The organism is Streptomyces sp. NPDC059499, assembly GCF_042749285.1.
In the GTDB taxonomy this organism is placed as follows: Bacteria; Actinomycetota; Actinomycetes; order Streptomycetales; family Streptomycetaceae; genus Streptomyces.
Map to the genome: position 1 here is coordinate 229,871 of NZ_JBHYTT010000001.1, position 25,742 is coordinate 255,612.

Below are 25,742 nucleotides of genomic sequence, written 5' to 3' on the forward strand. Positions count from 1 at the left end.
CCACTGCTGTGTGTTCGCGGTCCTCTCCCTACGTCTTCTTGTTCATCACCGCGAGGCCCGCGCAGACCGCCCCGAGCACGACAGCCAGGCCTCCGACGATCACGTTGTTGAGGATGACGCCCATATCGGGACTCGAGCCCACGATCCAGGGCGACACGATGAGCCAGGCGCCCAGGGCGCAGATGGCGATGCTCATGCCGGTCATCCGTTCCGGCATGGCGGTGAAGCACAGCGCCAGAACGGCGATCGCGATGCCGATGACGAGGTTGTGTGTCACCAGGGCCGGCTGGCTTGCCGTGAAGTGGAGCACCCAGGGCGAGACGGCGCAGTACAGACCGAGGAGGAACACAGGCGCGTCGGCCAGAGCGGTACTGCGGCCGCCGCCGCTCATCACACGGTCGTGGCGCTCCCGCATCTCATCGACGTCGGGATGGCCCGACAGATCACTCCTGTGCGAGACGTTACTCATGAGATCGTCTCCTTCGAACCTTGGAGGGGCGACCGCGGTACGGATGGCGCGGTCATCGTCTCTTCAGCCAGTGTGCTCTTATATGTCTCTTATGTGTAGGTTTTCTGGCGGTGGTTTCCTGCGTTTCCGTCGAGCCGCTCGGCCAGGGACACCAGGTCCGCGGCTCGCAGCACCCGGTCCCCGTACCCCGGCAGCGGCACGTGCAGGGTCCGCGTCCAGCGTTCCGGGACGGCGCCGAGCCCGTACACCGCTCCCGCCAGTCCTCCGGTGACCGCCGCGACCGTGTCGGTGTCCCCGCCCACGTCCACCGCGGCGGCGAGCGCGCCCTCGAAGTCGGAGGTGGTGCGCAGGGCCCAGAGCGCGGTGCCGAGGCAGGGCCACACCGCACCGTTGAACTCGGTCGCGTCGTCCGGATGCCAGTCGGGTGCCAGCACGGCCGCCCAGCGGTCCCGGTGGTCGGCATGGACCTCGGTGAGCGCGCCGGGGAGGGCGGCGAGGGGATCGTCGCCGTCCAGGGCGACGCGCACCAGCTCGTGGAAGACGGCGGTGCCTTCCCACGCTGCGCGGTCGCCATGGGTCAGGGCCGCGATGCGGCGTGCGGCGTCCATGGTCGCCGCACGCCCCTGCCGCGCGAAGTACACGGCGGAGGTGGTCGCCCGCATCAGCGAACCGTTGCCCGCCGCACGCGCGTTGATCTGGAAGTGCAGAGCGGCGGCCATGTCCCAGGGGTCCCCGCTCGTCAGGACGTCCTCGGTCTGCAGCCCGATGTCCTTGGGTTCGCCGGCAGCCCAGCGCCTGAACCGGTCGAAGATGTCGGAGAGTTCGAGACCGCCGTTCTCCAGCAGGGACTCGCCGACCAGAACGGCCATCTGCGTGTCGTCCGTGGCCTCGCCCGGATCCCAGCCCCCGCCCCCGCACAGCGTCCCCACGCGGTCCGGGAAACGTGCGCCGAACACACCGGGCGCCCCGAACTCGAAGGGGGCGCCCAGTGCGTCGCCGGCCGCGGAGCCGACCACGGCGCCGGCGGCCCGGTCCCTCCGGGCCGCCTTCACCGGTTCGTTCGTTCCAGGAGTGCGGCCCTCGGGGCCCGTTCCGCTCATACGGTCAGCGTACGAGCGGTAGAAGCCGTCAGGCGGCCGGCATCAGGACGGTGTCGATGATGTAGACCGTGGCGTTGGCGGTCGGGACGTTGCCGCAGACGACCTTCGAGGAGTCGTTCACGGTGTACGTCATGTCCGAACCGGACGTCGTCAGCGGCGTCTTCGCCAGAGTGTCGAAGGAGCCCTTGTCCAGCTGCGAGGGCGCCAGCTTCTCGCCCACGACGTGCGAGGTGAGCACCTTGGTGAGCGCCGCCTTGTCGGCGAGCAGCTTGTCCAGGTCTGCCTTCGGGATCTTGGCGAAGGCGTCATTGGTCGGGGCGAACACCGTGATGTTCTCGGCGCTGTTCAGGGTGTCGACGAGGCCGGCCTGCTTGACCGCCGTGACCAGGGTGGACAGCGCCGGGTTGTTCGACGCCGCCGTGGCGACCGGGTCCTGCGCCATTCCGGCGAAGGAGCCCGCGCCGTCCTTCGGGACCGTCGCACAGGCCGGGCCGAACGGCTCGTCCATGGGCTGGGTCTCCTTGGCCGGAGCGCTCGACGCGGCCTTGTCCGCGCCGGAGTCGGAGCCGGACGCCGCGGTGTCGGAGTCGCCGGAGCAGGCGGTCATCGCCAGCGGCAGCAGGGCGGCGGCGGAGACGGCGACGGCGACGCGGCGAAGGTGACGGTTGTTCATGGTGTTCTCCTGTGAGGTTTCTTGATCAATGAGGGGAAGGGGAAGAAGGGACCGGTGGAAAGGCCGGGCGGTCAGGACACGTCGACCACCACCGAGTGCCATCCGGTCGCACCGTCGGGCACGGTGCCGACCCGCTTGTCGGTCTGGGTGACGCCGCTGCGGTCCGTCGCGCGGACCTCGAGGGTGTGGTGGCCGGTCGTGGCCGGCCACTCCCACACCCATTGGCGCCAGGTGTCACGACCCGCTTCGGCGGCCAGACGTGCGATGTGCCACGCGCCGCCGTCCACCCGGACCTCCACCCGGGCGATGCCCCGGTGCTGGGCCCATGCGACGCCGGCGACGGGCACCGTGCCCGCGCGCGGGGAGGCGAAGGGACGGGGCGTGTCGATGCGTGACTGGGTCTTGATCGGAGCCTCGCGCGACCAGTCGCGCTCGACCCAGTACGCGTCGTACGCGTCGAACGTCGTGAGCTCGATGTCCCGGATCCACTTGCAGGCCGAGACGTAGCCGTACAGACCGGGAACGACCATCCGGACGGGGAAGCCGTGGTCGAACGGCAGCGGTTCGCCGTTCATACCGACCGCGAGCAGTGCGTCGCGGCCGTCCATGACCGCCTCCACCGGGGTGCCGATCGTCATGCCGTCGACGGAACGCGCCACGATCTGGTCAGCCGGCCCGCCCTTCGACGGGGGTTTCACCCCGGCCTCGCCCAGCAGGTCGGCCAGTCGTACGCCGATCCACCGGGCGTTGCCCACGTACGGGCCGCCCACCTGGTTCGACACGCAGGTCAGCGTGATGTCCCGCTCGACGAGTTCGCGCCGCAGGAGGTCCTGGAAGCCGAGGGTGACGGGTCGCGCCACCCCCTTGCCGTGGATCCGCAGCCGCCACCGGTCGGCGTCGACGCGCGGGACCACCAAGGCGGTGTCCACCCGGTAGAAGTCCTTGTTCGGCGTCACGAAGGAACTCAGCCCACGGATCCCCAGATCGGCGCCCCCGGGTATCGCGGGAGCCGGTGAGGCGGGTGCCGGGAGTGCGATGTCGCCGCGTGAGGCGGAGACCCCGGCCAGTTCGGACGCCTGGAGCCGACGGCCCAGGAGCCCCGCACCGGCCGAGGCCGCCGCGGCAGCGGTCGCCGCGATCACGAATCCGCGGCGGTCGAAGGCACCCCGCGTCCCGCCGTCCGTCTCCTCAGCCGCGGGAGACGGGCCGGCTGCCGACGTGAGCCGTCCGGCCAGGAGGTACAGGACCCCCGCGGCCACCACGGCGCCCACGACCGACGGCAGCGCGTCGGCCGGGCGGCCCTCCGGCCGCCCGGCCGCCGCGACCGCGCCGACCACACCGAAGACCAGTACGGCCGCGGCGCCGCTCCGCCGGTGCCGCAGCGCGAGGACCCCGACCGCCATGGCGAAGAGCCCCAGCAGTACGAGGATCCCGAGCCGCAGCACCAGCTTGTCGTCGGTGCCGAAGTTCCGTACGGCGAAGTCCTTGACCGCCGGGGGAGTCCGGTCGATGACCGCTCCGCCCACAGCCGTGACCGGCCCCGCCTCCGGACGTACGGCAGCCGCGACGAGTTCGGCCACGCACAGGGCCGTGAACCCGGCGATCAGACCGCTGAGCGCGGCGAACGCGGCGCGCGCCCAGCGGGATCCCCGGGACCCCGGGGCCCCGTGACTCTGCGAAACGTATCGGTCTGTGCTCACACCAGGAGTTCGGCACCGGGGACCCCGCGGATTGGTCGTTCACCCGATCGAAGGAAGTCCGTCCGGTGGCCAATCCGCGGGCCCACCTGCACCGAATGACCTCTGAGGGGCTCTCCGGCGAGCCCCGGTAACCGTGCAGCACCGGGAGGAACCCCCATGACAACGAAGCGGCGGCGCACAGCCGTGATCGGCAGCGGAGTGGCGGGGCTGACCGCCGCGTACGTCCTGGGCAGCGCACGGGACGTGACACTCCACGAGGCGGACGAGCGCGTCGGGGGACACGCGCACACCCACGACCTGACCTCGTCGGACGGCCGCATACACCGCGTCGACTCCGGGTTCATCGTGCACAACCGGCGTACGTACCCCCATCTGCTCCGGCTCTTCGACGAACTCGGTGTGACGACCCAGGAGTCGGAGATGAGCATGTCCGTGCGCTGCGAGGGCTGCGGCCTGGAGTACGCGGGAGCCCGGGGAGCCGCAGGACTGTTCGCCCGGCCGGGCGCCGTCCTGAGGGGCCCGTACCTGCGGATGCTCGCGGAAGTGCCCCGCTTCCACCGGGCAGCCCGCGCCCTGCTCGCCGGGGACGACGGCGCGTCCGCCATGACCCTGGGGCAGTTCGCCGCCCGGGGCCGCTTCTCCCCCTACTTCAGCGCCCACTTCCTGACACCTATGGTCTCCGCCGTCTGGTCCTGCGACCCGGTGACCGCGCTGCGCTACCCGGCCCGCTACCTCTTCCGGTTCCTGGACCACCACGGAATGCTCTCGATCGGCGGGTCACCGGTGTGGCGGACCGTCACCGGCGGATCGCGCGCCTACGTCGAACGCATCACCAAGCAGGTGCACTCCGTGCGCACGTCCACCCCCGTGCGGGCCGTGCGCCGGCACCGCGACGGCGTGGAGATCGTCACCGAGGACGGCGTCACCGAGGAGTACGACGAGGTGGTCGTCGCCACCCACCCCGACCAGGCGCTCCGCCTGCTCGCCGACCCCACCGACGACGAACGGCGCACCCTCGGCGCCTTCCGCTACTCCCACAACCCCACGCTGCTGCACACCGATACCGCGGTCCTTCCACGCAGCCGGCGCGCCGCTGCCTCATGGAACTACCTGATGCCGTCCTGCGCGGCCGACGCCGACCGGGTCACCGTCAGCTACGACATGAACCGGCTCCAACGGCTGGACGCCCCCGAGCGGTTCGTCGTCACGCTGAACGGTGCGGACAGGGTCGACCCGGACCTCGTCCGGGCCCGCATGCTCTACGAGCACCCCGTCTTCACCCCGGAATCGGTCGCCGCCCAGGCCCGGCTGCCGGCCCTTTCGGGACCGGTCACCGCCTACGCCGGGGCGTACCACGGCTGGGGTTTCCACGAGGACGGCTGCCGTTCCGGAGCCGAGGCCGCCGCCGCCCTGGGGGTGACCTGGTGACCGCCCTCTACCCGTGCGCCATCACCCACGTACGCACCACGCCCCGCCGGTACGACCTGCGGCACCGCGGCTATCTGTGGCTGATCGACCCGGACCGGCCGCCACGACTCCCGTCCTTCCTGCGCCCGTTGGCCCGCTTCGACGCGCGCGACCACTTCGGCGGCACGGCTCCCACGATCCGGGCCGGGCTGGAGCGGTTCCTCGCCGCCCGGGCCGTCGACCTCGCCGACGGCACCGTCACCATGCTCACCCAGGCCCGGGTCCTCGGCCATGTCTTCAACCCGCTGACCGTCTACTGGTGCCACCGCCCCGACGGCACGCCGCTCTGCGTGGTCGCCGAGGTGCACAACACCTACGGGGAACGTCACTGCTACCTGCTGCGCCCCGACGCGGCCGACCGGGCGGTGACCGGCAAGGACTTCTACGTGTCGCCGTTCTTCCCCGTGGACGGCGACTACCGGATGCGGCTGCCCGAACCCGGCCCGCGACTGAACCTGACGATCCATCTGGAACGCGACGGCACACGCCCGTTCACGGCGACCGTACAGGGCACGCGACGACCCGGTACGCCCGCCCAGCTGCTCCGGCTGTTCCTCCGACACCCCTTTTCCACCGTTGTCGTATCCGCCGCCATCAGGCTGCACGGCATCCGGCTGTTCCTGCGCCGGCTGCCCGTGCAGCCACGTCCCCGTCACCGCACACAGGAAGGCATGCAGTGAAGGTGCCCACCTCTCCCACTCCATCGGCCCCGACCGTGGCTCCCGCCCGCAGCCGTAGCATTCCGGCCCAGATCAGAGGCGCCACGGCCTCCCTCACGGGCGTCGACCCGGACAGATGGCCCGATGTCGCGGCCCAGCCGCGGGTGTCCGGGGCCAGGACCGCCGTGGCCGAACGGCTCGTCCGGCACGCCCTCTCACGGCTCCCGTTGCGTGCCCGGCTCGCCGGCCGCGACAGCATCGGGCTGGGCGGGCCGCTCATGGAGATCCGGCGGCCCGACGCGTTCTTCCGGCGGATCGGCGCGAGCGGACTGGTCGGCTTCGGCGAGTCGTACATGGCCGGCGAATGGGACTCGCCGGACCTCGTCGGCGTCCTGACGGTCCTCGCCGGCAACGCGGCGGACCTCGTCCCCGCACCGCTGCAGAAACTGCGGAGGCTGTGGGCACCGCGGCAGCCCGCCGCTCAGGCCAACACCCCCGAGGGCTCGCGCGACAACATCAGTCACCACTACGACCTGTCGAACGACCTCTTCGCCCTCTTCCTCGACGACACGCTCACATACTCCTCGGCCGTCTTCCGCGGATTCCCGGCCGAGCACGACCTGCTGGCCGCCGGCCAGCACCGCAAGATCGACCGGCTGCTCGACATGGCCGGCGTGGGCCGGGACACCGAACTGCTGGAGATCGGCACCGGCTGGGGCGAACTCGCCCTACGGGCCGCCGCTCGCGGCGCCCGCGTCACCACGCTGACGCTCTCCCGGGAACAGCAGGAACTGGCCAGGAACAGGATGCGCGAGGCCGGCCACGAGGACCGCGTGGACGTGCGGCTCTGCGACTACCGGGACGTCACCGGGGAGTACGACGCCGTCGTCAGCGTCGAGATGATCGAGGCCGTCGGCCAGGAGTTCTGGCCGGTGTACTTCCGCACGCTGGACCGCTGCCTGGCCCCGGGCGGGCGCATCGCACTCCAGGCGATCACCATGCCGGACGACCGCATGCTCGCCAGCAGCAGCACCCACACCTGGATCCAGAAGTACATCTTCCCGGGCGGGCTGCTCCCCTCCACCGAGTCGATCGAGCGCGTCACCACCGCACACACCGCCCTGCGGACCAGGCGGCGCAGCACCTACGGCATGCACTACGCGGAGACGCTCAGGCTGTGGCGTGAGCGCTTCGAGGAGCGGGCGGACCGGGTCGACGCGCTCGGCTTCGACGCGACCTTCCGGCGCATGTGGACGTTCTACCTCGCCTACTCCGAGGCCGGATTCCGGTCCGGCTATCTCGACGTGCAGCAGATTCTCCTGACCCGTGAGGACACCGCGTGAACACCATCACCCACACCCCGGGGTACGGGGCCGCGCAGCGCGTCGCGCCGGTCATCGAGCAGTTCCTCGGTGGGCCGCCGCCGGTCAGGATCAGGATGTGGGACGGCAGCGAGACCGGCCCCGAGGGCGCGCCCACGGTGCATGTCCGTTCGCGCAGGGCGCTGCGACGCCTCCTCTGGCAGCCGGGCGAACTGGGCCTGGCCGAGGCCTACATCACCGGTGACATCGACATCGCCGACAACCTCGCGGCCGGACTGCGCGCCATGCGCCGCGCGTCACGGGAGCAGGGCACGCACCTGCCCCGCCCCCGCGTAGCCGACCGCCTCCGTGCGGCCGGGACCGCCCTGCGCCTCGGAGCGGTCGGCCCCCGCCCGCCGGTTCCCGCGGCCAGGGCCGCGATCGGCGGGGCGCTGCACAGCAGGGCGCGGGACCGGGCGGCCATCAGCCACCACTACGACCTGTCCAACGCCTTCTACTCCCTGCTGCTCGACGAGACCATGGCGTACTCGTGCGGATACTGGACCGGCACCGGGCCGGACTACGGACCGGCCGACGCCCAGCGCGACAAGCTGGAGCTGATCTGCCGCAAGCTCGGGCTCCGGCCCGGGGCACGCCTCCTCGACATCGGCTGCGGCTGGGGGTCCCTGACGCTGCATGCGGCCGGCAGGCACGGGGTCCGCGTCACCGCGGTCACGCTGGCCGAGGAGCAGGCGGCGTACGTACGCGGTCAGGTGGCGGAGCGCGGCCTGGAGGATCTCGTCGAGGTGCACTGCTGCGACTACCGCGACGTCGCCGCCCTGCCAGGCTTCCGGGGAGGGTACGACGCCGTGTCCACCGTCGAGATGGGGGAGCACGTCGGGGACGCCGAGTACCCGGCCTTCACCGCGCTGCTGCACGCGGTGCTCCGGCCGCGGGGCCGCGCGCTGGTCCAGCAGATGTCCCGCGGCTCCACCGCTCCGGGCGGCGGGGCCTTCATCGAGTCGTACATCGCGCCGGACATGCACATGCGCCCGCTCGGTGAGACGGTCGGACTCCTCGAAGGGGCGGGGCTGGAGGTACGCGACGTGGAGTCGATGCGCGAGCACTACGTGCGTACCGTCGAGGCCTGGCACCGGACCCTGGAGGAGCGCTGGCCCGAGTTCGTCGCCCTGGTCGGCGAGGAGACCGCGCGAGTGTGGCGGCTCTACCTGGTGGGCGGCGCCCTGGCGTTCGAGGAGCGGCGCATGGGGGTCGACCAGATCCTGTCCGTGCGGCCCGACGCGGAGGGATCGGCCGGTCTGCCCGCCACCCGCCACGACTGGTACGCGGGCCTCGGCGCCACGGCCGGACAGGACGGCCGCACCTCCGCCGAACCCGTCGTCGCGGTGCCGCGCCCGGGGGCCGGCCGGTGAACGGCTTCGCCTGGGCGGCATTCGCCCAGAACCTGGCCGCGGCGGCGGGTGCCGCCCTCGTCGTCATGCTCGTGACGTTCCTGATCGCCCTGCGCAAGCGCCTGCACCGGATCGTCGACGTGGCGTGGGGCATCGGCTTCGCAGCCGTCGCAGTTGTCTCGTACGCGCTCTCGGAGGGCGACGGCGATGACGCGCGCCGGCTCCTGGTGACCGCGCTGACGGTCGTCTGGGGGCTGCGGCTTGCCGTGCACATCGGCCTCCGCGGCCGGGGCCACGGGGAGGATCCCCGCTACGCCGCCATGCTGGCCAAGGCTCCGGGGCACCCGGACCTCTACGCCCTGCGCAAGGTGTACCTCCTCCAAGGGGCTCTGGTCTGGCTGATCTCACTGCCCGTACAGGCGGCGCAGTATCTGACGGGACCGCTGTCCTGGTGGGCCTGGGCGGGCACCGCGCTGTGGGCGGTGGGGATCGTTTTCGAGGCGGTGGGGGACCGGCAACTGGCCCGGTTCAAGAGCGATCCGGAGAACAGGGGGCGGATCATGGACCGGGGGCTGTGGTCCTGGACCCGGCACCCGAACTACTTCGGCGACTTCTGCGTCTGGTGGGGTCTGTTCCTCTTCGTGTGCTCCGACCCCGCGGTCGCGGCGGCGACCCTCGTGGCGCCCGTGGTGATGAGCTTCCTGCTGATCAAGGGCAGCGGCAAGGCGCTGCTGGAGCGGCACATGGCCGGACGGCCCGGATACGACGACTACCGGGCCCGCACCAGCGGATTCCTCCCGTGGCCGCCGGGCAGAGAACGCTGAACAGCCCCTGGGCGCATGCGCCCAGGGGCCCTCGCTCCGACTCAGGCGCCCGGGAAATCCATCAGGGCCACGGGCGCCGAGGTCGGCTGCTCGGATCCACCCGCCGGCTCGACGGTGATACCCATGCCGGACGCCCCGTCGACCGGCCCGTCCAGCAGTACGGCGTCGTCCGTCGCCGACGGGTTCATCAGACCGGCCGACCGCATGGACCCGTCGTCGTTGAACCACAGCTGGTAGACCTTGCCCCCGGGCGGCGGGGCCAGGCCGGAGGCCAGGAAGACCGCCTGGTTCTCGCTCCGCGAGACGACGACCGCCCCGCGGGCGCCGTCATCCAGGGCCCCCGAGCCGGTCCTGGCATCCGGCGCCGCGAGCACCCGGGCCAGCTGCTCGTTCTGCTCCTGTGCCCGGTCCGCCTCCTGACGGGCGTCCTGCGCGACCTGGTTCTGCCACACGGCGACCCCGCCGAACGCGGCAGCGGCGGCGACGCACGCGGCGAGCGCGTACGTCGACCAGCGGCCCGCCCGGCCCGGAGGGGCACCGGCGAGGCCGGTCCGGCCGCGGGCCGGCGGCTCCTGCCGTACGGTCGTGATCTCCCGCAGCACCCGGTCGCGCAACCCGGGCGGCGCGGTGGTGGACACCGCGAGCCCGAGCCGGGCGGCGGTGGCGGACAGCTCCCGTACCTCCTGGGCGCACGCCTCGCAGGCGTCCAGGTGCCGCTCGAACGTGAGGCGTTCGTCCTCCGGCAGAGCGTGCAGGGCATAGGCCCCGGTCAGTGTGTGCAGATCGGCGGCGCTCATGCGTTCACCCCCAGGCAGTCGCGCAGCCGGATCAGCCCGTCGCGCAACCGTGTCTTGATGGTTCCCAGTGGTACGGAGAGCAGCTCGCCGACCTCGCGATAGGTCAGCCCCCGGTAGTACGCCAGGGTCACGGACTGCCGCTGGAGTTCGGAGAGCGTCCGCAGACAGCGCCGGACCTGTTCCCGCTCGAGCCGGGTCTCGACCTGTTCGGAGACCTCGTCGAAGTCGGGCGTGCGGTCCAGCAGCGCCGCCCTGTGCTCCCGCGCCGCGCTCGCCTCGGCCGAACGGACCCGGTCGACGGCGCGGTGGTGGGCGAGGGTGAGCACCCAGTTCATGGCGCTGCCCCGGGACGGCTGGAAGCGGGCGGCGGTGCGCCACACCTCGACCAGCACCTCCTGGGCGACCTCCTCGGACTGGGCGGGATCGCGCAGGACACTGCGCACCAGGCCGAGGACCGACCCGCTGACCATGTCGTACACCTCGGTGAAGGCGTCCTGGTCCCCACGGGCGACCAGGACGAGCAGCGCCTGCAGGTCGGGCCCCGGCGCGGGTGCCCCGCTGATGTATACGGCCTCTTTCACGCGGATGTTCCTCCCAGGGCACGCAACGGTTTCCTGGGTGATTCGAAGCCGGCGGCCGTGCGGATTGGTCGATGGGCCGGAATCGTCGCACGGCCCGGCCGCCGTCGGTGACGGGGACCGGGCCGCAGGGGTGCGTCGGGCTCGCTACGCGGCCTTCTCCTGCTCGCGCTCGACCTGCTCGTTCCACTCGCGCTTGACCGCGCGCCAGGCGTCGTCGTTCTTGCCCTCGCGCCAGTAACCGGAGATCGACAGCTGGGCGAGCGGGATCCCGCGCTCCAGCCGGAGGTGACGGCGGATCTCCTTCACGAAGCCCGCCTCGCCGTGGACGAAGGCCTGCACCTCGCCGTCGGGGAACTCAAGACCCTTCACCGCGGCGGTCAGAGCCTCTCCGACGGGACGGTCGCCCCGGTGCAGCCAGGTCACCACCACTCCGTCGGGCGTGACGATCTTCTGCTCCTCCGCGGCGTCCGCGACCTCGACGAAGGCGTGCACCAGCGCGCCCGCCGGCATCTGCTCCAGGGCCACGGCGATCGCGGGCAGCGCGCTCTCGTCGCCGACGAGCAGGTGCCAGCCGGCCGAGGCCTGAGGCCCGTACCCGCCGCCGGGGCCCAGGAACGTCACCTGGTCACCGGGCCGCGCCCGGCTCGCCCACGGACCCGCGAGCCCCTCGTCGCCGTGCACCACGAAGTCGATGGCGAGCTCACGGGCGGCCGGGTCCCAGAAACGCACCGTGTACGTACGGGTGGTGGGCCACTGCTCGCGCGGGTACTCCTCGCGGATCCTGGCCATGTCGAAGGGGTGTGCGTAGTCCGCGCCCTCGGGCGCGAAGCACAGCTTGACGTAGTGGTCGGCGAACCCCGCGAGCTCGAAGCCTGCCAGGCCGTCGCCGCCGAGAACCACCCGCACCATGTGCGGGGTGAGCTGCTCGGTGCGCACGACCTGCGCCCCCTGTGCCGTCGGTGCCTGGCGTGCCTGCCGCTCTGCCACAAGGGACTCCCTGCTCCGGTTGTGCGATGAACCTCTGGACTTAGGTATGCCTAAGTTAGCACTCTCACGCCTGGAGTGTGACGAGCAGGCGTTGCAGGGAACCGCCCAGACCCCACTGGGCCGCGAGGGCCTCGAGGGCCGCGGGGTCCCGCGGCTCGTCGGGGAGCGCGGCGTCGAATTCGGGCAGCGGTACGTCGCCGGCGACCCGGACCACCTTCGGCGCGACCGCCACGTAGTCCCGCGCCTCGTCGAGGCGCTTGCGCTGCGACGGGGTCAGCTTCGAGGCCGGATCGCCGACCGCGGCCATGATCCCGGCCAGATCACCGTAGGCGTCCAGCAGCTTCGCCGCCGTCTTCTCACCGATGCCGGGGACCCCCGGCAGGCCGTCGCTCGGGTCCCCGCGCAACAGCGCGAGATCGACGTAGCCGGCGCCGTCGACACCGTACTTCTCCCGCAGCCATGCCTCGTCGGTCATCTGGAGCGTGCCCACGCCCTTCAGCGGGTACAGCACCCGCACCCGGCGGGCGTCGTCGACCAGCTGGTACAGGTCACGGTCGCCGGTCACGATGTCCACCGGGCCGGTGGCCCGGCCGGCGAGCGTGCCGATCACGTCGTCCGCCTCGTACGGAGCGACGCCCACCCTGGCGATGCCGAGGGCGTCCAGGACGTCCTCGATGATCGGGACCTGCGGGGAGAGGGTGTCGGGGGTCTCCTCCTCGTCCGGGACCCCCGCGGGCGTCTCGGCCGCCACCCGGTGCGCCTTGTAGGTGGGGATCAGCTCGACCCGCCACTGCGGCCGCCAGTCCGCGTCCATGCAGGCGACCAGGTCGTCGGGCCGGTGGTCCTGGACCAGCCGGGCGATGAAGTCGAGCAGTCCGCGCACGGCGTTGACCGGGGTGCCGTCCGGTGCGCGCACCGAGTCCGGGACGCCGAAGTAGGCGCGGAAGTAGAGGGAGGCGGTGTCGAGGAGCATCAGGCGTCGCGTCACACCCCGATGATGCCGCACGGCACCGACACCGCCGGCTGTCGACGCCTGCGGTCCCGCCGCCGTCGCCCCCCGGAAGTGAACTGAATCACACACGTGTTTGGGCTGCGTAAGTGAGGGCAGGCGCGCCATCGGAGCGGACCACGTCCATTTTTCAACTGATGTGCGTGCTTTGCGGACCGAATCCGCACTGCTCCACGGTCTGCCGGAGGGGGTGGCAGACCGTTTTTGGTTCAACGCGTGAGGTGTATGTGTCAAGGCTGCAAGCGGAGCACCTGTACAAGGTGTTCGGCAGACGACCCGATCAAGCCGTGCAGAAGCTCGAGAGCGGAACCCACCGCGACGAACTGCGCGCCGACGGAACGACCGCAGCGGTGATCGACGCCTCGTTCACCGTGGAACCCGGTCAGATCTTCGTCGTCATGGGGCTCTCCGGATCCGGAAAGTCCACCTTGCTGCGGATGCTCAACGGGCTGCTCGACCCCACCGCCGGGCGTGTGCTGTTCGACGGGCAGGATCTGACCGCCCTGAGCCCGCGCGAGCTGCGCGGTGTCCGCTCCTCCAAGATCAGCATGGTCTTCCAGCACTTTGCGCTCTTCCCCCACAGGAGCGTGCTCGAGAACGCCGCGTACGGGCTGGAGGTGCAGGGCGTACCGCGTGCCGAGCGTGAGAAGCGCGCCGCCGACGCCCTGGAGATGACGGGCCTCGCCGGCTGGGAGAAGTCCTGGCCCGACGAGCTGTCCGGCGGCATGCAGCAGCGTGTCGGCCTGGCCCGCGCGCTCGCCACCGACGCCGACCTCCTGCTGATGGACGAGTCCTTCAGCGCGCTCGACCCGCTGATCCGCCGCGACATGCAGGACCAGCTGCTCGAACTGCAGAAGCGACTGAAGAAAACCATCGTCTTCATCACCCACGACCTCAACGAGGCCATGCGCCTCGGCGACCGCATCGCCGTGATGCGGGACGGCGAGATCGTCCAGCAGGGCACCGCCGAGGACATCCTCGTCCGGCCGGCCAACGACTACGTGGCGTCCTTCATCCAGGACGTCGACCGCTCGCGCGTGCTCACCGCCGGTTCGATCATGGAGAAGCCCGAAGCGGGCCGCTCCGACGAGGACCTGATGGCCGAGGCCCCCGCGACGGTGTCCGCCGAGACGCCCATCGCGGAGCTCTTCACCCCCTGTTCCACCAGCGGGGTCGCCGTCGCCGTCACCGACGCGGAAGGCGGCGTCATCGGCGTCGTGCCGCGCAACCGTCTGCTCGCCGCGCTCGGCGAGGAACCGAAGGTCGAGAACGTGTTGCCGGCCCAGCGTGACATCAAGAAGGTGAACGCCGGTGCCTAGGATCTCCTTCGGCGCATGGGTCGAGAGCGCCGTCGACTGGCTCCAGACGAACCTCACCTGGATCTTCGACGCCATCAAGGCCGTCCTCGGCGGCATGTACGACGGTGTCAACGCCGTACTCGGCGGCGGCGAGCCGCTGCTCATGGCCGCGATCTTCGCCGTGATCGCCTTCTGGCTGCGCGGCGTCGTCCCGGCCGTGCTCACCTTCGCGGGCTTCGCGCTGATCGACTCCCTCGCCCTGTGGGACGAAGCGATGGCGACGCTCTCGCTGGTCGTGGTGGCAGCCGTCATCACCATCGTGATCGCGGTGCCCATGGGTATCTGGGCCGCGCGCAACAACAGGGTCAGCGCCGCGCTGCGTCCGGTGCTCGACGTCATGCAGACGATGCCCGCCTTCGTCTACCTGATCCCCGGCGTCATGTTCTTCGGCGTCGGCGTCACCCCCGGTGTCATCGCCACCATCGTCTTCGCGATGCCCCCCGGCGTCCGGATGACCGAGCTCGGCATCCGCCAGGTCGACAGCGAGCTGGTCGAGGCGGCCGCGGCGTTCGGCACCACGCCCAAGGACACCCTGACCCGGGTACAGCTTCCGCTCGCGCTTCCGACGATCATGGCCGGAATCAACCAGGTCATCATGCTGGCCCTGTCGATGGTCGTCATCGGCGGCATGGCCGGCGCCGGAGGCCTCGGCGAGAAGGTGTACGCCGCGATCACCCAGCTCCAGGTCGGCCTCGCCGCCGAGAGCGGGATCGCCGTCGTCATCCTCGCCATGTACCTCGACCGGATGACCGGAGCGCTCAACGAGCGGGTCTCGCCGCTCGGCCGCCGGGCGGCGGCCAAGGTCGCCGCCGGTGCGCGTCGTCTGAAGTTCACGCACTACAAGCCCGGAACCGCTGTCGCGATGACCGGCGTCGTCGTGCTCGCGCTCGTCGCGGGCGGTCTGAACATCGCCGGCTCGGGCTCGAACGACTCCGGGACCGCCACGGCCGACAGCGGAAACGTCGGCAAGGGCCAGAAGATCAACCTGGGCTACATCCCCTGGGACGAGGGCATCGCCTCCACCTTCCTCTGGAAGGAGCTCCTGGAGCAGCGCGGCTACACCACGGGCATCACCCAGCTGGACGCCGGCCCGCTCTACTCCGGCGTCGCCCGCGGCGACATCGACTTCCAGACGGACTCCTGGCTGCCGACCACGCACAAGGACTACTGGGACAAGTACAGCGACCAGCTGGACGATCTCGGTTCCTGGTACGGGCCGACCTCGCTGGAGCTGACGGTTCCCTCGTACGTGAAGGGCATCGACTCGCTCGATGACCTCAAGGGCCAGGGCAAGAAGTTCAACGGCAAGATCATCGGCATCGAGTCGAGCGCCGGGATGATGGGCACGCTGAACAAGAAGGTGCTCAAGGAGTACGGCCTGGAGGGCGAGTACGAGGTCGTCTCCTCCAGCACCTCCTCGATGCTCGCCGAGCTGAACGCCTCCATCAAGAAGAAGGAGCCGGTCGTGGTGACCCTGTGGTCGCCGCACTGGGCCTACGGCAAGCACGAACTGAAGAAGCTCAAGGACCCCAAGGGTGCCTGGGGCAAGGGCGAAGAGGTCCACACCGTCGCCCACAAGGGCTTCGCCGAGAAGGCACCCGCGGTCGCCGACTGGCTGAAGAAGTTCAAGCTCACCGAGAAGCAGCTCACGAGCCTGGAGAACGAGATCCAGGGAGCCGGCCAGGGCCAGGAGCAGGACGGCGTACGCAGCTGGCTGAAGAAGAACCCCGGCCTCGTCGACAAGCTGGCACCGGTGCCGGGCGGCGCGGGCGGCGCGAAGCAGGGCAAGGACGCGGGCAAGACCGTCAACATGGGGTACTTCCCGTGGGACGAGGCCATCGCCAGCACCTACCTGTGGCAGAACATGCTCGAGGACCGCGGTTACAAGACGACGGTCAAGCAGCTCGACCCGGGTCCGCTGTACACCGGTCTCGCGCAGGGACAGCTGGATGTCCAGTTCGACTCCTGGCTGCCGACCACGCACAAGGACTACTGGGACCGGTACAAGGACAACCTCACCGATCTCGGTTCCTGGTACGGGCCGACCTCGCTGGAGCTGACGGTTCCCTCGTACGTGAAGGGCATCGACTCGCTCGATGACCTCAAGGGCCAGGGCAAGAAGTTCAACGGCAAGATCATCGGCATCGAGTCGAGCGCCGGGATGATGGGCACGCTGAACAAGAAGGTGCTCAAGGAGTACGGCCTGGAGGGCGAGTACGAGGTCGTCTCCTCCAGCACCTCCTCGATGCTGGCCGAGCTGAACCGGTCGATCAAGAAGAAGGAGCCGGTCGTGGTGACCCTGTGGTCGCCGCACTGGGCGTACGGCAAGCACGACCTGAAGAAGCTCGAGGACCCCAAGGGCGCCTGGGGCGAGGGCGAGCAGATCCACACGGTCGCCAAGAAGGACTTCGCCAAGGACTTCCCGGAGTTCACCGGCTGGCTGAAGGACTTCAAGCTCAGCGAGGCGCAGCTGGCCTCGCTCGAGGTGGAGATCCAGAAGGGCGGCGCGGGCAAGGAGAAGGAGTCCGCCCGCCACTGGATGGACGCCAACCCGGACGTGGTGGACCAGCTGGCCCCCGTCGGCAGCTGAATCGGTCCGCGTCAGCCGTCAACACCCTGAAGGGGACGGTCCCGGCATTGCGCCGGGGCCGTCCCCTTCGGGCTGGTCGGAGGCTTCCCGGAAGGTTTCCCGGCCATTCACTTCGGCTCCATCCCGCAAACGACATGCGTAGGGTGCTGGCAACCGGGAGGATGGCGATCCGGGGAGGGAGCCGGACATGGACGACAAGGAAGCCCTTCGAGTGGGTGCCGCGGTTCGCCGACGGCGCAGGACCCTGGGTCTCACACTGGCCGCGGTGGCCGGGCGCAGCGGCCTGTCCGTGCCGTTCCTCAGCCAGATCGAGAACGAGCGGGCCAGACCCAGCGCCCGTTCCCTGGACCGGGTGGCCGAAGCACTGGAAACCACGCCGGAGCGGCTGCGGGCAGCGGCGGACTCGGCGCGCTCCGTGGATGTCGTCCGGGCGGGTGACGACGACGGCGTACGCAGACTCGTGCGAGGACGCCACCAGCTCAGCGTCCTGGAATTCGTCGGCGAGCAGGACCTCGGACGCGAGTTCCAGCACCGCAACGACGAGGTGATGTACGTCGTGGAGGGCGCGGCCGAGGTCGAGGCCGAGGGCCAGGCCTACCGGCTGGGCCGCGGCGACACCCTCTTCCTCTCCGGAGGGGTCCGGCACCGGTGGCGCGCGACGGTGCCCGGCACGCGGCTGCTCGTCGTCGCGGTCGCCGAGCACATCGACGCGACGTACGACTCGCGTCGCTGAGCCGAAAGGGTCCTGCCGTGCGCGTCGTGTCCCTGGTTCCCTCGCTGACCGAGGCGGTGGCCGTCACCGCGCCCGGCCTGCTGGTCGGTGCCACCGACTGGTGCACCCACCCGCCGGAGCTCACCGCCACCCGGATCGGCGGTACCAAGAATCCCGACGTGGCGGCCGTCGTGGCACTGCGCCCCGACCTCGTGGTCGCCAACGAGGAGGAGAACCGGGAACCCGACCTCGCCGTCCTGCGGGAGGCCGGGCTGAACGTCCTGGTCACCGAGGTCCGCACCCTCGCCCAGGCCTTCACCGAACTGGAGCGGGTCCTCGTCGCCGGATGCGGCCTGAGCCGGCCGCGCTGGCTGGACGAGGCCGAGACCGCCTGGGCGGCGCTGCCGCCTCCCGGCACCCTGCGGCCCGCGGTCATCCCGGTCTGGCGCAGGCCCTGGATGGTGCTGGGCCGCGACACGTTCGCCGGTGACCTGCTGGCACGGTTCGGCGTACGCAACGTCTACGCGGACCACCCCGAGCGTTATCCCCGCATCCCGCTGGCAGAGCTGAACGCGGCAGGCGCCGAGCTGGTCGTCCTGCCCGACGAGCCGTACCGCTTCACCGCGACCGACGGCCCCGAGGCCTTTCCCGGACTGCACGCCGCGCTCGTCGACGGCCGCCACCTCACGTGGTACGGGCCGTCGCTGACCGAAGCGGCTGCGGCGCTGCGAGCAGCACTCCGCTGAGCAGCCCCCGCAGCGTCCGCGCGCCCGCCACCGCCCAGGCGGCCACCAGCAGCACGTAGAGCGCGACGGCCAGCCAGACGAAGGCGGTGAGCCCGGTGTGCCGGGCCAGTCCCGCCGCGCCCGTGACACACGTACCGACCGGGAACGTGAAGCCCCACCACGTCATCGTGAACCGCATGCCACGCCGCGCGGCCCGCACCACCATCGCCACGGACAGCGCCAGCCACAGCAGTGCGAACCCCATCACGGGTACCCCGTACAGCACGGCGAACGCGCCGAACGCCGAGGCGTACGGCGCCCCGATCGCACCCGGCGCCACATCGGCCAGCTGATTGACCGCGGTCGTCGACTGGCCCAGGGGGCCGAGCACGAGGAAGAGGGTCGGTGTCAGCGCGAGCGGCAACGGGCCCTGGTGCACCAGCCGGCCGAAGACCAGCGGGACGATCACCAGGGTCGCCAGCAGCGACAGACCGAACATCGCGTAGCAGGCGAGCAGCAGCGCCTCGCGCCACTGGCCCGCGGGCAGTTCCGGCACGAGCAGCGGACCGACGGCGGCGGAGACCATCGGCGCCACGAGGGGGAGCAGCCAGACCGGCGACGCGGTGCCGGGTTCCGGACGGTGACGTACGACCATGAGGTACGGGATCGCGACCGCGGCGGCGAGTCCGGCCACCGTGCCGAGCGTGAACAGCACCGCGTCCACGGCTACCGCGGCGGAGTGCCCGATGACGTCCCGGCCGACCAGGAGGGTCCCCGCGCCGACCGCGAGCAGCGCCATGGAGAGACAGCCGTAGAACGGGGCGACGGCAGGATCCAGGAGGTGGGCACGGGCCTGGTCCGGGTGCAGGATCCAGTGTCCGGCGCGGGCCGCGAGGACCACGACGAGCAGCACCGCGGACACCGCCCAGACCGCGAGGCAGGCACCGCGCAGCCCCGGCACGTGCACGGGCAGCCCCACTCCCGCCGTGGCCACGATCGCGGTGCCCATGACCGTCGCGTACCAGTTGGGGCCGATGTACCGCAGGGACGGGAGCCGGAGGGGGGCGGGAGCGGGGGCGAGCACCCGGGACTGGATCTGCGGAAAGATGGCCATGCCACGATTCTCGGCGGGCGTGTTCCCGCCCACCAGGGAGCCCGGACCTATGACGTCATAAGCTGGACTTATGTCCCTACCGATGTCCAGCGCCCCGCCGCCCAGCCACGGTGACGAACACGGTCCCCTGTCCCACCGGGTCCCCGACCTCGGGGCGATGGTGCTGCTGCTGGCCGTCGCCCGGCACGGCAGCCTGGGCCGGGCCGCGCGGGACGTCGGCATCACCCAGCCCGCCGCCTCCAGCCGGATCCGGTCGATGGAGCGGCAGCTCGGCGTCGCGCTCCTGGACCGTTCGCCGCGGGGCTCCCGGCTGACCGACGCGGGCGCCCTCGTCACCGACTGGGCGCGCAGGGTCGTCGAGGCCGCCGAGGCGTTCGACGCGGGTGCGCAGGCGCTGCGGGACCGGCGCGACTCCCGGCTGCGGGTCGCGGCGAGCATGACCATCGCGGAGTACCTGCTGCCGGGCTGGCTGATCGCGCTGCGTGCCGCACGCCCCGGAACCGCCGTGTCCCTGACCGCGGGCAACTCCGCGGTGGTCGCCCTGCGGCTGCGCGCGGGCGAGGCCGATCTCGGCTTCGTCGAGGGACTGTCGGTGCCGGAGGGGCTCGACGGCACGGTCATCGCGCACGACCGCCTCGTCGTCGTGGTCGCGCCCACCCACCCGTGGGCCCGCCGCCGCAGTCAGCTGACCCCGCAGGAGCTGGCGGCCACACCGCTGATCCTGCGGGAGCACGGCTCGGGCACCCGACAGGTCCTGGACGCCGCACTCGCCGTGCACGGCGGACTCGCACGGCCGCTGCTGGAGCTCTCCTCGACCACGGCGGTGAAGGGGGCGGCGGAGAGCGGGGCCGGTCCCTGCGTCCTGAGCGAACTGGCCCTCGGCGAGGAGCTGTCGGCCCGGCGCCTGGTCAAGGTCCCCGTGGCGGGCGTCCGGCTCAGGCGTCAGCTGCGGGCGGTCTGGCCCGCGGGCCACCGCCCCACGGGCCCCGCCCGTGACCTGCTCTCACTGACCGCCGACGGGGCGTAGGCCCGAGGCCTGTCCCCTCACCGGCCCGCTCCGCCTTCTCGGCCCGGTCCTCAGACGGCGGACGGGCTCGTCCGTGCCAGGGCCGCCGTGACCAGGGCCCGCATGATCCGGAGGTCCTCGCCCATCTCCGGGTGCCACTGCACCCCGAGCACCCACTGCGGGCCCGGCAGCTCGACCGCCTCGACCGTGCCGTCCGCCGCGTGCGCGGACACCACGAGACCCGGAGCGAGACGGTCCACGGCCTGGTGGTGGTAGGTGGGTACGGACGCCTCCTCGGGCACGAGCGAGGCGTACAGCGTCCCCGGCACCGGCGACACCGCGTGCTCGCCGAGCACCCCCGCCTTGCCGAACGGACCGGTGTGCCCGTCCAGATGCTGGGTCAGTGTGCCGCCCAGCGCCACATTGAGCAGCTGCATGCCGCGGCAGATGCCGAGCACGGGGGTGCCGGCCTCCATCGCCGCGCGGAGCAGCGCAAGCTCCCAGGCGTCGCGCTCGTGCGCGGGCGGCCCGGTCCTGAAGTCGCGCTCCGCGCCGTACAGACCGGGGTCGACGTCGGCGCCGCCCGCGATCACCAGCCCGTCCAGCCTGGCCACGACGGCCGACGCGCGCTCGGGGGCGTCCGGCGGCAGCAGGGCCGCCAGGCCGCCGGACCGCTGGACCAGCCGGGGATACGCCGAGGGGAGCACCGCTGCGGGCAGCTCCCAGACACCCCAGCGAGCCGCCGGCTCCAGGTAGGTGGTGACGCCGATGAGCGGTTCGTGCATGGTGCGGTCCCTCCGGCGGGCGGTCCGCGGACCGGGCCCGGTGCAATGGTGATGCGTCATACCTTTGTGCGTACCGGGCCGGTGCGCAAGAGACACGATCCGGAAGATCGGGTTCAAGCCAGGAAACCCCGGAGCAGTGCCGCCGTTCCGGCGCAGTGCTCGCGCATCACCGCGCGCGCGGCCTCCTCGTCGCCGTCGAGCACCGCGTCGACGAGCACCGCGTGCTGGTGCTGCGAGTGCTCGAGGTTCCGCACCAGCAGGGGTATGCAGTCCAGCAGGTCGTTCAGGCTCGCCCGCACGGCGGCGTACTGGGCGGTGAGGGACGGGGAGCCGGAGAGCTCGGCCAGCGTCAGGTGAAACAGGGTGTCGAGCCTGCGGTAGTCGGGCAGAGGTGCTTCGTGTGTCGCGATCAGTGCCCTGCGCAGCCGGTCCACGCCCTCCTCGTCGAGGCCGTGCGCCGCGCACAGCCCGGCCGCTCCGGCGTCCAGCACCTCGCGGAAGCGCAGGACGTCCTCGATGTCGACCCCCTCCACCCGGCGGCGCAGCTCGCCGCCACCGGCCCCGCCGGCGCGGGGGAGCACGAACGTGCCGCCGTACCTGCCCCTCCTGGCCTCGACCAGCCCCTGGTCCTGGAGCACCTTCAGGACCTCGCGCAGGGTGACGCGGCTGATCCCCAGCAGCTCCGCCAGATCCCGCTCGGCGGGCAGCCGCCCGCCGCCGGGCACCAGACCGAGCCGGACCACCTGGAGGATCTGCTCCAGCGCCTCCTCGAAGCCGTTGCCCGCGCGCACCGGCCTCAGTACGGGCAGCAGCCGGTCGAAGGGCCCGGTCCCACCGGTCTCCTGCGCCACGTCCCGATCCCCTTCCCCTCAATGGTTCTGTCCCATACCTTAAGCCTTCCGGCTGACCGAACGAGGAGTACCCCGTGGCAGACCGAACACCCCCGCTCAGGCCCGAGGAGCTGCGTCTGCTCGTCGCGAGCGGCGAGATCGACACCGTCGTCCTTGCCTTCCCCGACATGCAGGGCCGGCTGCAGGGCAAACGGTTCGCGGCGTCCTTCTTCGTCGACGAGGTGCTGGAACACGGCACGGAGGGCTGCAACTACCTGCTCGCCGTCGACACGGACATGAACACCGTCGACGGATTCGCGATGTCCTCCTGGGCCAACGGCTACGGCGACTTCGCGATGCACCCCGACCTGGCCACCCTGCGCAGGGTGCCCTGGCACGAGGGCACGGCCATGCTTCTCGCCGACCTCGCCTGGGAGGACGGCTCGCCCGTCGTCGCCGCGCCCCGCCAGATCCTCCGCCGCCAGCTGGAGCGGCTCGCCGCGCACGGCCTGACCGCCCACGTCGGCACCGAGCTCGAATTCATCGTCTTCAAGGACACCTACGAGCAGGCCTGGGACCGCAACTACCGCGACCTCACCCCGGCCAACCAGTACAACATCGACTACTCCGTCCTCGGCACCGGCCGCATCGAGCCCCTGCTGCGCCGCATCCGCAACGAGATGGCGGCGGCCGGCCTCACCGTCGAGTCGGCCAAGGGCGAGTGCAACCCCGGCCAGCACGAGATCGTCTTCCGCTACGACGAGGCACTGGTCACCTGCGACCAGCACGCCGTCTACAAGACGGGCTCCAAGGAGATCGCCGCCCAGGAGGGCGTCTCGCTCACCTTCATGGCCAAGTTCAACGAGCGCGAGGGCAACTCCTGCCACATCCACCTCTCGCTCCGGGACGAAGACGGACAGAGCGTCATGGCGGGTGAGGACGGCACGATGTCACCCGTGATGCGGCACTTCCTCGCCGGACAGCTCGCCGCCCTGCGCGACTTCTCCCTGCTCTACGCGCCGAACATCAACTCCTACAAACGCTTCCAGCCCGGCTCCTTCGCCCCGACGGCCGTCGCCTGGGGCCACGACAACCGCACCTGCGCCCTGCGCGTCGTCGGACACGGCCGCTCGATGCGCTTCGAGAACCGGCTCCCCGGCGGAGACGTCAACCCGTACCTCGCCGTCGCAGGCCTCGTCGCCGCCGGACTCCACGGCATCGAGCACGCACTCGAACTCCCCGACGCGTGCGAGGGAAACGCCTACACCGCCGGATACGACCAGGTCCCCACCACCCTCCGCGAAGCGGCCGACCTCTGGGAGGACAGCGACGTGGCCCGGGAGGCCTTCGGCGACGAGATCGTCGCGCACTACCGCAACATGGCGCGCGTCGAACTCGAGGCCTTCGACGCCGCGGTGACCGACTGGGAGCTCCGCCGCTCCTTCGAACGCCTGTGAGGCACCTGTGATCACCGAGCACCGAGTACTGAACCCGGCGACCGAAGGGCTCGTCGCCACCGTTCCCGCCACCACCGTCGCCGAGGTGGACGCCGCCGTCACACGGGCCGCGGCAGCGCAGCAGATCTGGGCAGCACTCGCCCCAGCCGACCGCGCCCGGCTGCTGCGCCGCTTCGCCGTCCTCGTCGACGAACACGGCGAACGGCTCGCGCGGCTGGAGGTCACCGAGGCGGGCCACACCCTGGGCAACGCGCGCTGGGAGGCCGGCAACGTCCGCGATCTGCTGGACTACGCGGCCGGGGGAGTGGAGCGCCTCACCGGGCGTCAGATCCCCGTGCCCGGCGGCATCGACGTCACCTTCCTCGAACCCCTCGGCGTCATCGGGGTGATCGCCCCCTGGAACTTCCCCCTGCCGATCGCCGCCTGGGGACTCGCCCCGGCTCTCGCCGCCGGCAACGCCGTACTCCTCAAACCGGCCGAGACGACCCCGCTCACCGCCCTGCACCTGGCCGGGCTCGCCCGGGAAGCGGGTCTGCCCGAGCACCTCTTCCAGGTACTGCCCGGCGCGGGCGAGGTCGCGGGCAGGGCGCTGGTGGAACACCCCGGGGTGGCCAAGATCGTCTTCACGGGCTCCACCCGTGTCGGCAAGCAGATCATGGCCGCGTGCGCCGACCGAGTGAAGCGGCTCACCCTCGAACTCGGCGGCAAGAGCCCCAACATCGTCTTCGCGGACGCGGACATCGAGGCCGCCGCAGCCGCCGCACCCATGTCCTTCCTGGACAACGCCGGCCAGGACTGCTGCGCCCGCAGCCGCATCCTCGTCCAGCGTTCCGCCCACGAACGCTTCCTGGAACTCCTCGCCCCCGCCCTCGCCTCGGTGGTCGTGGGCGATCCCTCGGACGAGAAGACCCAGATGGGCCCGCTGATCTCCCGCACCCAACTGGAGCGGGTCCGCGGTCACGTCCCCGAGGGCGCGGCCGGCATCCGGGGCAGCGCCCCCGAAGGCCCCGGGTTCTGGTTCCCGCCCACCGTCCTCACCGACGTCCACGCGGACGCGCCCGTCGCCACCGAGGAGGTCTTCGGGCCGGTCGCCGTCGTGCTGCCCTTCGAGGACGAGGCGGACGCGGTCCGGCTCGCGAACGCCACCGAGTACGGCCTGGCCGGATCCGTCTGGACCCGCGACGTGGGCCGCGCCCTGCGGGTCTCCCGGGCGGTGCGGGCCGGGAACCTGTCCGTCAACTCCCACTCCGCCGTCCGCTACTGGACACCGTTCGGCGGCTACAAGCAGTCCGGACTCGGCCGTGAACTGGGGCCCGACGCCCTCGCGGCATTCACCGAAACCAAGAACGTCTTCATCGGCACGGAGGCCTGAACACGCATGACCACCGACACCGGGAACATCTGCCGCCGCCTGGCCGGCCGTACCGCCGTCATCACCGGAGCGGGCAGCGGAATCGGTCGCGCCACCGCCCGCAGACTGGCGTCCGAAGGAGCGCACGTCGTCTGCGGCGACATCGACGAAACCGCCGGCAGAGCGGCCGCCGAGGAAGCCGGAGGCACCTTCGTACGGGTCGACGTCACCGACCCCGAGCAGGTCGAGGCGCTGTTCAAGGCCGCGTACGACACCTACGGGTCCGTGGACATCGCCTTCAACAACGCCGGTATCTCGCCACCCGACGACGACTCCATCCTCACCACCGGGCTCGAGGCGTGGAAGCGCGTCCAGGACGTCAACCTCACCTCCGTCTACCTCTGCTGCAAGGCGGCCCTTCCCTACATGCGGCGTCAGCGGCGCGGCTCGATCATCAACACCGCGTCCTTCGTGGCCCGGATGGGCGCGGCGACCTCCCAGATCTCGTACACCGCGTCCAAGGGCGGCGTGCTCGCGATGTCCCGCGAACTCGGTGTGCAGTTCGCCCGGGAGGGTATCCGGGTCAACGCCCTGTGCCCCGGGCCGGTCAACACCCCCCTGCTGCAGGAACTGTTCGCCAAGGACCCGGAGCGGGCAGCCCGCAGGCTGGTGCACATTCCCGTCGGCCGGTTCGCCGAGGCGACGGAGATCGCGGCTGCCGTCGCCTTCCTGGCCAGCGACGACTCCTCGTTCGTCAACGCCACCGACTTCCTCGTCGACGGCGGGATCTCGGGGGCGTACGTGACTCCCCTCTAGGGCTTCCCGCGCCGGAATC

General features: G+C 71.4%; 24 protein-coding genes. 13 read left to right on the forward strand and 11 right to left on the reverse strand.

The features are described 5' to 3' along the window. Nucleotides 1–28 precede the first annotated feature (28 nt). The 4 genes from ACFW9O_RS01055 to ACFW9O_RS01070 form a co-directional block, all read right to left on the reverse strand. Nucleotides 29–469 carry an SPW repeat protein gene (locus ACFW9O_RS01055; RefSeq protein WP_384603654.1) on the reverse strand — a complete coding sequence of 147 codons (441 nt, stop codon included), beginning with the start codon at nucleotides 467–469 and terminating at the stop codon, nucleotides 29–31. Nucleotides 470–558: 89 nt separating this feature from the next. Then, entirely contained in the window at nucleotides 559–1,569 is a 1,011-nt protein-coding gene (locus tag ACFW9O_RS01060) for an ADP-ribosylglycohydrolase family protein (protein WP_384603657.1), read from the reverse strand. 28 nt (nucleotides 1,570–1,597) lie between these two features. Then, nucleotides 1,598–2,242, reverse strand: coding sequence for a fasciclin domain-containing protein (locus ACFW9O_RS01065; protein ID WP_384603658.1), 645 nt, complete (start codon nucleotides 2,240–2,242; stop codon nucleotides 1,598–1,600). A gap of 71 nt (nucleotides 2,243–2,313) precedes the next feature. Beyond that, nucleotides 2,314–3,849 carry a molybdopterin-dependent oxidoreductase gene (locus ACFW9O_RS01070; protein WP_384605203.1) on the reverse strand — a complete coding sequence of 512 codons (1,536 nt, stop codon included), beginning with the start codon at nucleotides 3,847–3,849 and terminating at the stop codon, nucleotides 2,314–2,316. Between the two features lie 249 nt (nucleotides 3,850–4,098). Between ACFW9O_RS01070 and ACFW9O_RS01075 the strand changes: the two genes are divergently transcribed. Genes ACFW9O_RS01075 through ACFW9O_RS01095 form a run of 5 tightly spaced genes read left to right on the forward strand, consistent with a single transcriptional unit; the run spans nucleotide 4,099 to nucleotide 9,605 of the window. Continuing rightward, nucleotides 4,099–5,370 (forward strand): NAD(P)/FAD-dependent oxidoreductase, encoded by a 1,272-nt coding sequence (locus tag ACFW9O_RS01075; RefSeq protein WP_384603661.1) that lies wholly within the window; start codon nucleotides 4,099–4,101, stop codon nucleotides 5,368–5,370. Beyond that, on the forward strand, nucleotides 5,364–6,089 hold the full coding sequence (locus tag ACFW9O_RS01080) for a DUF1365 domain-containing protein (protein ID WP_384605206.1): 726 nt from the start codon (nucleotides 5,364–5,366) through the stop codon (nucleotides 6,087–6,089). The genes ACFW9O_RS01075 and ACFW9O_RS01080 overlap by 7 nt, the downstream gene beginning before the upstream one ends. Then, nucleotides 6,086–7,411: a class I SAM-dependent methyltransferase gene (locus tag ACFW9O_RS01085; protein WP_384603665.1), complete on the forward strand. Its 1,326-nt coding sequence runs from the start codon at nucleotides 6,086–6,088 to the stop codon at nucleotides 7,409–7,411. The genes ACFW9O_RS01080 and ACFW9O_RS01085 overlap by 4 nt, the downstream gene beginning before the upstream one ends. After that, nucleotides 7,408–8,802 carry a class I SAM-dependent methyltransferase gene (locus ACFW9O_RS01090; protein WP_384603667.1) on the forward strand — a complete coding sequence of 465 codons (1,395 nt, stop codon included), beginning with the start codon at nucleotides 7,408–7,410 and terminating at the stop codon, nucleotides 8,800–8,802. The genes ACFW9O_RS01085 and ACFW9O_RS01090 overlap by 4 nt, the downstream gene beginning before the upstream one ends. Beyond that, nucleotides 8,799–9,605: a DUF1295 domain-containing protein gene (locus ACFW9O_RS01095; RefSeq protein WP_384603670.1), complete on the forward strand. Its 807-nt coding sequence runs from the start codon at nucleotides 8,799–8,801 to the stop codon at nucleotides 9,603–9,605. Before ACFW9O_RS01090 ends, ACFW9O_RS01095 begins: the two co-directional genes overlap by 4 nt. Nucleotides 9,606–9,646: 41 nt before the next feature. Here the strand turns inward: ACFW9O_RS01095 and ACFW9O_RS01100 are convergent, their stop codons facing one another. The 4 genes from ACFW9O_RS01100 to ACFW9O_RS01115 form a co-directional block, all read right to left on the reverse strand. Then, the gene (locus tag ACFW9O_RS01100) at nucleotides 9,647–10,402 is read right to left on the reverse strand and encodes an anti-sigma factor domain-containing protein (protein WP_384603672.1); all 756 of its coding nucleotides are present in this window, start codon (nucleotides 10,400–10,402) and stop codon (nucleotides 9,647–9,649) included. Continuing rightward, on the reverse strand, nucleotides 10,399–10,983 hold the full coding sequence (locus ACFW9O_RS01105; protein WP_384603674.1) for a sigma-70 family RNA polymerase sigma factor: 585 nt from the start codon (nucleotides 10,981–10,983) through the stop codon (nucleotides 10,399–10,401). The genes ACFW9O_RS01100 and ACFW9O_RS01105 overlap by 4 nt, the downstream gene beginning before the upstream one ends. Before the next feature lie 144 nt (nucleotides 10,984–11,127). Next, nucleotides 11,128–11,970, reverse strand: a complete 843-nt coding sequence (locus ACFW9O_RS01110; RefSeq protein WP_351172757.1) for a siderophore-interacting protein — start codon at nucleotides 11,968–11,970, stop codon at nucleotides 11,128–11,130. A 64-nt stretch (nucleotides 11,971–12,034) separates the two neighbouring features. Then, nucleotides 12,035–12,943, reverse strand: a complete 909-nt coding sequence (locus ACFW9O_RS01115) for a 5'-3' exonuclease (protein WP_351172846.1) — start codon at nucleotides 12,941–12,943, stop codon at nucleotides 12,035–12,037. A gap of 263 nt (nucleotides 12,944–13,206) precedes the next feature. On the opposite strand from ACFW9O_RS01115, the gene ACFW9O_RS01120 reads away from it, so the two are divergent. The 4 genes from ACFW9O_RS01120 (at nucleotide 13,207) to ACFW9O_RS01135 (ending at nucleotide 18,385) form a co-directional block, all read left to right on the forward strand. Further along, on the forward strand, nucleotides 13,207–14,298 hold the full coding sequence (locus ACFW9O_RS01120; RefSeq protein WP_329212808.1) for a glycine betaine/L-proline ABC transporter ATP-binding protein: 1,092 nt from the start codon (nucleotides 13,207–13,209) through the stop codon (nucleotides 14,296–14,298). Then, nucleotides 14,291–16,927 carry an ABC transporter permease/substrate binding protein gene (locus ACFW9O_RS01125; protein ID WP_384603678.1) on the forward strand — a complete coding sequence of 879 codons (2,637 nt, stop codon included), beginning with the start codon at nucleotides 14,291–14,293 and terminating at the stop codon, nucleotides 16,925–16,927. The genes ACFW9O_RS01120 and ACFW9O_RS01125 overlap by 8 nt, the downstream gene beginning before the upstream one ends. A 187-nt stretch (nucleotides 16,928–17,114) precedes the next feature. Further along, on the forward strand, nucleotides 17,115–17,660 hold the full coding sequence (locus tag ACFW9O_RS01130) for a helix-turn-helix domain-containing protein (protein ID WP_384603680.1): 546 nt from the start codon (nucleotides 17,115–17,117) through the stop codon (nucleotides 17,658–17,660). A gap of 17 nt (nucleotides 17,661–17,677) precedes the next feature. Further along, nucleotides 17,678–18,385 (forward strand): helical backbone metal receptor, encoded by a 708-nt coding sequence (locus ACFW9O_RS01135; RefSeq protein ID WP_384603683.1) that lies wholly within the window; start codon nucleotides 17,678–17,680, stop codon nucleotides 18,383–18,385. On the opposite strand, the gene ACFW9O_RS01140 is transcribed toward ACFW9O_RS01135, so the two are convergent. Beyond that, nucleotides 18,324–19,478: a TDT family transporter gene (locus ACFW9O_RS01140; RefSeq protein ID WP_384603686.1), complete on the reverse strand. Its 1,155-nt coding sequence runs from the start codon at nucleotides 19,476–19,478 to the stop codon at nucleotides 18,324–18,326. The genes ACFW9O_RS01135 and ACFW9O_RS01140 overlap by 62 nt on opposite strands. 82 nt (nucleotides 19,479–19,560) lie before the next feature. Here ACFW9O_RS01140 and ACFW9O_RS01145 point away from each other — a divergent pair, with 82 nt between their 5' ends. Continuing rightward, nucleotides 19,561–20,505: a LysR family transcriptional regulator gene (locus ACFW9O_RS01145; protein WP_384605207.1), complete on the forward strand. Its 945-nt coding sequence runs from the start codon at nucleotides 19,561–19,563 to the stop codon at nucleotides 20,503–20,505. 50 nt (nucleotides 20,506–20,555) lie between these two features. Here the strand turns inward: ACFW9O_RS01145 and ACFW9O_RS01150 are convergent, their stop codons facing one another. Both ACFW9O_RS01150 and ACFW9O_RS01155 read right to left on the reverse strand, forming a co-directional pair. Then, nucleotides 20,556–21,269, reverse strand: coding sequence for a gamma-glutamyl-gamma-aminobutyrate hydrolase family protein (locus ACFW9O_RS01150; protein WP_384603687.1), 714 nt, complete (start codon nucleotides 21,267–21,269; stop codon nucleotides 20,556–20,558). Nucleotides 21,270–21,382: 113 nt separating this feature from the next. Further along, on the reverse strand, nucleotides 21,383–22,120 hold the full coding sequence (locus tag ACFW9O_RS01155) for a FadR/GntR family transcriptional regulator (RefSeq protein WP_384603689.1): 738 nt from the start codon (nucleotides 22,118–22,120) through the stop codon (nucleotides 21,383–21,385). 74 nt (nucleotides 22,121–22,194) lie between these two features. Here ACFW9O_RS01155 and ACFW9O_RS01160 point away from each other — a divergent pair, with 74 nt between their 5' ends. Genes ACFW9O_RS01160 through ACFW9O_RS01170 form a run of 3 tightly spaced genes read left to right on the forward strand, consistent with a single transcriptional unit; the run spans nucleotide 22,195 to nucleotide 25,723 of the window. Next, complete coding sequence (locus tag ACFW9O_RS01160) at nucleotides 22,195–23,556, forward strand: glutamine synthetase family protein (protein WP_384603692.1); 1,362 nt, start codon at nucleotides 22,195–22,197, stop codon at nucleotides 23,554–23,556. Nucleotides 23,557–23,563: 7 nt separating this feature from the next. Further along, nucleotides 23,564–24,928, forward strand: a complete 1,365-nt coding sequence (locus tag ACFW9O_RS01165; protein ID WP_384603694.1) for an aldehyde dehydrogenase family protein — start codon at nucleotides 23,564–23,566, stop codon at nucleotides 24,926–24,928. A 6-nt stretch (nucleotides 24,929–24,934) separates the two neighbouring features. Then, nucleotides 24,935–25,723, forward strand: a complete 789-nt coding sequence (locus tag ACFW9O_RS01170) for a 3-oxoacyl-ACP reductase (protein WP_384603696.1) — start codon at nucleotides 24,935–24,937, stop codon at nucleotides 25,721–25,723. The last annotated feature ends 19 nt before the right edge of the window (nucleotides 25,724–25,742 follow it).